Annotated in this window: 7 protein-coding genes; all 7 read right to left on the reverse strand. The window is 63.2% G+C overall.

What is annotated here, in order from left to right; all coding sequences use genetic code 11:
• Window positions 1–154 precede the first annotated feature (154 nt).
• On the reverse strand, window positions 155–466 hold the full coding sequence (locus tag AC1DUU_RS19695) for a putative quinol monooxygenase (protein ID WP_476785087.1): 312 nt from the start codon (window positions 464–466) through the stop codon (window positions 155–157).
• A gap of 116 nt (window positions 467–582) precedes the next feature.
• Entirely contained in the window at window positions 583–1893 is a 1311-nt protein-coding gene (gene glcF, locus AC1DUU_RS19700; protein WP_476785088.1) for a glycolate oxidase subunit GlcF, read from the reverse strand.
• Window positions 1894–1909: 16 nt separating this feature from the next.
• On the reverse strand, window positions 1910–2287 hold the full coding sequence (locus AC1DUU_RS19705) for a DUF4870 family protein (RefSeq protein WP_476785089.1): 378 nt from the start codon (window positions 2285–2287) through the stop codon (window positions 1910–1912).
• Entirely contained in the window at window positions 2284–3537 is a 1254-nt protein-coding gene (gene glcE / locus AC1DUU_RS19710) for a glycolate oxidase subunit GlcE (RefSeq protein ID WP_476785090.1), read from the reverse strand. Before glcE ends, AC1DUU_RS19705 begins: the two co-directional genes overlap by 4 nt.
• Window positions 3534–4118: an ASCH domain-containing protein gene (locus AC1DUU_RS19715; RefSeq protein ID WP_476785091.1), complete on the reverse strand. Its 585-nt coding sequence runs from the start codon at window positions 4116–4118 to the stop codon at window positions 3534–3536. The genes glcE and AC1DUU_RS19715 overlap by 4 nt, the downstream gene beginning before the upstream one ends.
• A gap of 3 nt (window positions 4119–4121) precedes the next feature.
• Window positions 4122–5618 carry an FAD-linked oxidase C-terminal domain-containing protein gene (locus AC1DUU_RS19720; protein WP_476785092.1) on the reverse strand — a complete coding sequence of 499 codons (1497 nt, stop codon included), beginning with the start codon at window positions 5616–5618 and terminating at the stop codon, window positions 4122–4124.
• A 168-nt stretch (window positions 5619–5786) separates the two neighbouring features.
• Window positions 5787–6687: DUF3422 family protein (locus tag AC1DUU_RS19725; protein WP_476785093.1), on the reverse strand; the 901-nt coding region annotated here is incomplete at its 5' end.

Raw genomic sequence — 6687 nt, forward strand, 5'->3', positions numbered from 1 at the left:
GCAGAGGCAATGCCTGTTGCGCCCAATGCCAGAAGACTGCGTCGGCTGATTTTTGACATTGGGCCTTTTACCATGTTTCGAGGTCCCGCAACGCTCGAAACATTCGCATGTTCCACAAGCCGTGTTCAATGCGTAAGGGCGGCAAAGCCTGCAACTAATTCTGGTTGTGGTCGCTGCGCAACGGCTGCCACATCGAAATGTCGCGTGGCTTGGCCAGAAGCTCCTCAAGGGCGGCATGCCAATCCTCGCGATATGGCCGCTTGAGCTGCACATCGAGCACGTCCTGGTGATCGGCCCAGGTTTCATGCAGCAGGAAATGATTGGCATCGCTCGGATCGCTGTGCAGGGTTGCCGAAACGAACATGTCTTCATGGCGCATCGCATCGAGCACGCCGTTGAGGAGCTTGAGGAAGCGGGCGCGCTGCTCGGGGCGGACGGTGAAGCGGATAAGGTAGGTAACGCTCAAGTCAGTCTCCTCGAAATCGTTCGGCCAGTCAGCGACCGCGTGACGAGGAAAATGCCACAGCACTGATCTGTTTCAACGACCTCGGAGGTAATAAAACAGCGTCCTACTTCGCTTGTTCAGCCGATATCCGGAATGCCAGCCGGCCTGTCTCCGCCATAGGCCCAGTCGAGCAGCTTCACCGTATGGACCACCGGCAGCCTGGCGGTCGAGGCGATCTGGGTGATGCAGCCGATATTGCCGGTGGCGACAAGTGCCGCGCCCGTCGCCTCGATGGTCTTGACCTTGCGGTCACGCAGGCGAGCCGAGATCTCCGGCTGCATGATGTTGTAGGTGCCAGCCGAACCGCAGCACAGGTGCCCCTCGCGCGGCTCCTTGACGATAAACCCGGCGCGCGCAAGCAGCTCCTTGGGCTGGCGCGTGATCTTCTGGCCATGCTGCATCGAACAGGCCGAATGGTAGGCGACCGTCAGGCCGGGCTTGCGCTGAGGCTCTGGCAGATCGAGCGTGGCAAGATATTCGGTGACATCCTTGGCGAGTGCTGACACCCGCGCAGCCTTTTCGGCATAGGCCTGATCGAGCCTGAGCATGAAGCCATAGTCCTTGATCGTCGTGCCGCAGCCGGAGGCGGTGATAACGATGGCGTCGAGGCCGCCATTGTCGAGTTCGCGCGTCCAGGCGTCGACATTCTGCTGCGCCGAAGCCAGCGCTGCCTTCTCGCGGCCCATGTGATGGACAAGCGCACCGCAGCAGCCCTCGCCTTTCGGCACCACGACCTCGATGCCGAGCCGGGTGAGCAGCGACACCGTCGCCTCGTTGATGCCGGGCTCAAGCACCGGCTGGGCGCAGCCGGTGAGGATGGCGACGCGTCCAAGTTTCTTGCCCTTGGCGGCATGGCTGGCGGGCGAAGCTACTGCGGAAACAGCCGGCACGGAGGCCGGCGCCAGCCTGAGCATCGCAGCAAAAGGCTTCAGCGCCGGCACGGAGTCAAAGACCCCGGCAAAAGGCCGGCCGAGCCTGGCCAGCTTCAATGCGGCGCGGAACCGTGCGGGATAGGGCAACACCGCAGCCAGCACGCCGCGCGTAAAGCGGTTCATCAGCGGCCGGCGATAGGTCTCTTCGATATGGGCGCGAGCATGGTCGACAAGGTGCATGTAGTTCACGCCCGACGGGCATGTCGTCATGCAGGCGAGGCAGGACAGGCAGCGGTCGATATGGGTGACGATTTCCTTGTCGGCCGGCCGGCCRTTTTCGAGCATGTCCTTGATCAGATAGATGCGGCCGCGCGGCGAATCCAATTCGTTGCCGAGCGTCACATAGGTCGGACAGGTGGCCGTGCAGAAACCGCAATGCACGCATTTGCGCAGGATCTTTTCCGACTCGGCGACATGCGGATCGGCGAGCTGGGCGGGGGTGAAATTGGTCTGCACGGCGTTTTGGGCTTTCTCAGATAAGCCAGCTGTCTGGGTTCTTGATCGCCTCGCCGCGACCAAGCGCCTGCAGGCCAAGGATGCAACGAACGATGAACCAGACGGCCACGGCGAACATCAGCAGGAAGCCGACGAACAGGAACATCAGGACAAAAGAGACCAGCGCATAGAGCAGGCCGATCCAGAAAGTGCGGATGAGCCAGGTGTAGTGGGTCTCGACAAAGCCGCCAGCCTTGCCGCGATTCATATAGGCAAGGATGATGCCGACTATGCCGCTGACGCCGATCACCAGGCCAGCGAGATAGAGAATGTAGATGACCTGGACATTGGTCTGGCCGGGTTCGAGCCAGCGGTCGGTCTGGCGCGGGGTGACGGGCGGGGTTGTATCGCTCATGCAGTTGCTCCCTCTGTGATTGCAGTAGAGGTAGCATATTCGGCGCCCGGCACCATGCGGCCTGGATTGAGGATGTTTTTCGGGTCGAACTCGGCCTTGAGACGTGCCGACAGTGCCGCCAACGCCGGTGGCTGCGGCTCGAAGACAGGAAGTGCCGCACGCCAGGCTGGCGCGGCGCGAACCAGCGTGGCGTGACCGCCGCCAAACCTTTTTATCAGAGCGCGCAGCAAGTCGGCCTCGGGCTCACCCTCCATGCGCAGCCAGACGAGGCCGCCCTGCCAGTCGTAGAACGCATCGGCCGCCACCTGCATGCGCAGGGCCAGCACCATGTGATGGGCATCGGCCGGCGGCATCGACACGCGCCAGACAGGCTTGTCGGTATCATCGGCAAAAGGCCTGATATCGCGCACGTCGCGCCAGAGCGTCTTCGACGTCTCGCCCGCGATCTCCTCGATAGGGCCGGCATTGCCGAGCAAATCGCTGAGATGGGCAACGCGATAGGCGACAGAAGGCCCGAACCCTTCGACACGCAGAAGCGTGGCGGGGTCGCCGCCGAGGCGCCCGTCGAGCACCCGCGCGGCCATGAGCTCTGGCAGATGCGCTGCCGACGAGACCTCGCCGCTGGAGCCCATGGCCAAAGCCATGGCTGCCGCGGCGTTGTCGTCAAGCAGGCCGCGTATCGTGAGCGTGGTCTCGGTTTCAGCCGCCGGCAGGACCTTGAAGGTGACGTCGGTGAGGACGGCGAGCGTACCCCACGAGCCGGCCATCGCCTTGGACAGGTCGTAGCCCGTGACGTTCTTGACAACGCGGCCGCCCGACTTGAAGGCCTCGCCGCGACCGGAAACGGCATGGACGCCCAAGATATGGTCGCGCGCAGCACCCGCCTTGAGGCGGCGCGGGCCGGCGAGATTGGTGGCCAGCACGCCGCCTATTGTGCCGCGGCCCGGCTCGCCGCCAAGCAAGGGACCATAGTCCATCGGCTCAAAGGCAAGCTGCTGCCCGTTTTCGGCAAGCAGTGCTTCGATCTCGGCCAGCGGCGTGCCTGCCTTGGCCGACAACACCAGCTCTTCGGGCTCGTAGAGCGTGACGCCCGAAAGATTCGACAAATCAAGCGTATGCTCGGTCTGTAGCGGACGGCCGATGCCACGCTTTGAACCATGGCCGAGGATTTCGAGCGGCGTCTCCTCCGCCAGCGCCCATTGGACGGCGGAAAGGACTTCAGCTGATGTGGTGGGTGTGAATGTGGTCAAAGCCGGTGCTCCCGCAGCTTTTCGAGTGCGGCCTGGCCGCGCGGCGACAGGCGATAGCCGATTTCGAGGCTTTCGGTCAGGCCGAGTTCCTTGAGCTTGCGCACGTCGTGCTTGAATTTCAGCTTCTCGACGCCGAGGCCTTGGGCAAGCACGACGGCCGGTGTCGCGGGATGTTTGGCGATCGCGCCGAGGATCGCCGCGAAATAGCCGGGCGCTGTCTTGTCCCAGCGCTCGAAGCGGCCCGCAAGCTCGTGCCAGTCGGCGTCTGACAGGTCTTCGCTGTTGCGCAGATCGACCCGTGGGTCCACCTCGATGCCGTCGAAAGCAATCCGGTACAGGGTCCGGTCACCATCGACGCGCAGATCCAAGACGAGTGCCGCGCGGTCGGCATAGCCGGCGGCGATCGCGTCAGCGTCGGATATGGCCGCCTCATCAAGAGTTTCGACCTTGCCGATGCGGACAACCCCAGCGGCCGTTCGCAGTCGGGTGCCTGCCTTGACCGTCGGCCGCTGCCAGCGCCTGAAGGCAAGCGTGATGTCGCCGCGCGCGATACCGTCAAGGATGGATTGCTTGAGCAGCATCGCTCAAAACCTCGGAATGTCGGGGAAAGCCATCTGGCCACGATGAACATGCATGCGGCCAAGCTCGGCGCAGCGGCGAAGCTGCGGGAACACCTTGCCCGGATTGAGCAAATGATTGGGGTCGAAGGCGCATTTCACCCGCATCTGCTGGTCGAGATCAATCTCGTTGAACATTTCAGGCATCAAGTCGCGCTTTTCGACGCCTACGCCGTGCTCGCCAGTCAAGACGCCGCCAACCTTGACGCACAGGCGCAGGATGTCGGCGCCGAAGGCCTCGGCCTTCTCAAGCTCGCCGGGCACATTGGCATCGTAGAGGATCAGCGGGTGCAGATTGCCGTCGCCGGCATGAAAGACGTTGGCGACGCCGAGGCCATATTGCTCCGACAACTCGCGCATGCCCGCCAGAACGCGCGGCAGTTCCTTGCGCGGGATGGTACCGTCCATGCAGTAGTAGTCCGGTGAGATGCGGCCGACAGCCGGGAATGCCGCCTTGCGCCCGGCCCAGAAGGTCAGCCGCTCGTCTTCGGACTGCGAGATCCGACAAGTGGTGGCGCCGTTGGCGTTGGCAATCGCTTCGACGAGGCCGATCAGATGGTCGACCTCGACGCCCGGCCCGTCGAGCTCGACGATCAACAGTGCTTCGACATCGAGCGGATAGCCGGCATGGACAAAATCCTCGGCCGCGTGGATCGCCGGGCGATCCATCATCTCCATGCCGCCGGGAATGATGCCCGCGCCGATAATGTCAGCGACACACTGGCCGCCCTGCTCGCTGGTCGGAAAGCCGATCAACAGCGCCCGCGCCGTCTCCGGCTTCTTGAGAATGCGCACGGTGACCTCGGTAACGACGCCCAAAAGGCCCTCGGAGCCGGTCATGACGCCAAGCAGATCGTAGCCCTCGGCTTCAAGATGCTTGCCGCCGAGGCGCACGACCTCGCCATTCATCAACACCATTTCGATACCGAGCACATTGTTGGCGGTGAGGCCGTATTTCAGGCAGTGCACGCCACCGGAATTTTCAGCGACATTGCCGCCGATCGAGCAAGCGATCTGCGAGGACGGGTCAGGCGCGTAGTAGAACCCGTCCTGCTCAACGGCGGTGGTGATGCCGAGATTGGTGACGCCCGGCTGGGCAACGACCACGCGGTTGGGATAATCGATCTCGATGATTCGGTTGAAGYGGCTCATCACCACAAGCACGGCATCTTCGAGCGGTAGCGCACCGCCTGACAGCGAGGTGCCCGAACCGCGCGGCACGACACGGATGTTGCGGTCGTTGCAATATTTGAGCAGGCGCGACACCTGCGCCACCGTTTCCGGCAGGACCACGACCATCGGCAATTGGCGGTAGGCTGTCAGGCCATCGCTTTCGAAGGCGCGCATCTCGTTGACCGTATCGACCACGCCCTCGCCCGGCACGATGATGCGCATGTCGGCAACGATTTCGTCGCGCCGGCTCAGCGTCGCCGCATCTGGCTTGGGCATCAATAGGCCGGACATAGGTCACCTGCGATCGATCAACTGGTAAAAAGCTTTTACCAGTAGTGCCGGCATCCTGTAAACCGCCCGCATGTCGGGTGCAGGATGGGTATCCAATCAGGTTCACGCAGCGTCAATCTGACGCTGGTGGGAAAGGCCTGCCCGTTCGGGCAGGTCAGGCCTCGCGAATTACTCGCCGGCCGCCGTCTTGGGCTCTTCATGGGCACGGCGAACCCGGCGCACGCCCCACCAGACAAGCAGAACCGCCAGTGGCACCGAGGCGGCGGTGACGATCTCGGGGGCGAAGAAATGATCCACGGTCGATGCGCCCTTGGCAACGTAGCCGATCAGGCCAACGACATAATAGGACACGGCGGCGACCGACAAGCCTTCGACCGTCTGCTGCAGGCGCAGTTGCAGGCGGGCGCGGTTGTTCATCGAAGCGAGCAGGTCGCGGTTTTGCCTTTCGACCTCGACATCGACCCAGGTGCGCAGAAGCGTTGTGGCACGGGTCAGCTTGCGTGACAGATTGGCCTGACGTTCCTCGACCGAACGGCAGGTGCGCATGGCGGGTGCGACGCGGCGCTTGAGAAAACCGGCCCAGGTGTCGTAGCCGGGCACAACCTCCTCCTCCAGTGCTTCCAGGCGCTCGCGAACAATGCCGTCATAGGCGCGGCTGGCGCCGAAACGATAGAGGCTCGACGCAGCATCCGCCTCAAGTTCGGCGGCTAATTCGGTAAGATCGGCGAGCAAGGCCTGGCTGTCGCGGGTTTCGGTGGCCTTCATCTCTCGCGTTGCCTGAGCAAGTCGGTCCTCGATGCGGCGCACACGGCTCGATAGCGACAAGGCCACCGGAAGGCCAAGCATGGCGAGCGTGCGATAGGTCTCGATGTCGATCAGCCGCTGCGACAAAGCACCTGTTCGGGCAGGCGTCAGGCCGCGATCGAGGATCAGGATACGCGTCAGCCCGTCACCATCCTGGCGGAAATCGGTAACGATGCTGGCAGCGCCATTTTCGACGAGGGAATAACACAGGCTGGTGGGGTCGAAGCCGGCGATCAGCTTTTCATTGTCGGGCGTCCACTTGCGG

The sequence above is a fragment of the Aminobacter sp. P4_H6_2 genome, from assembly GCF_056400805.1.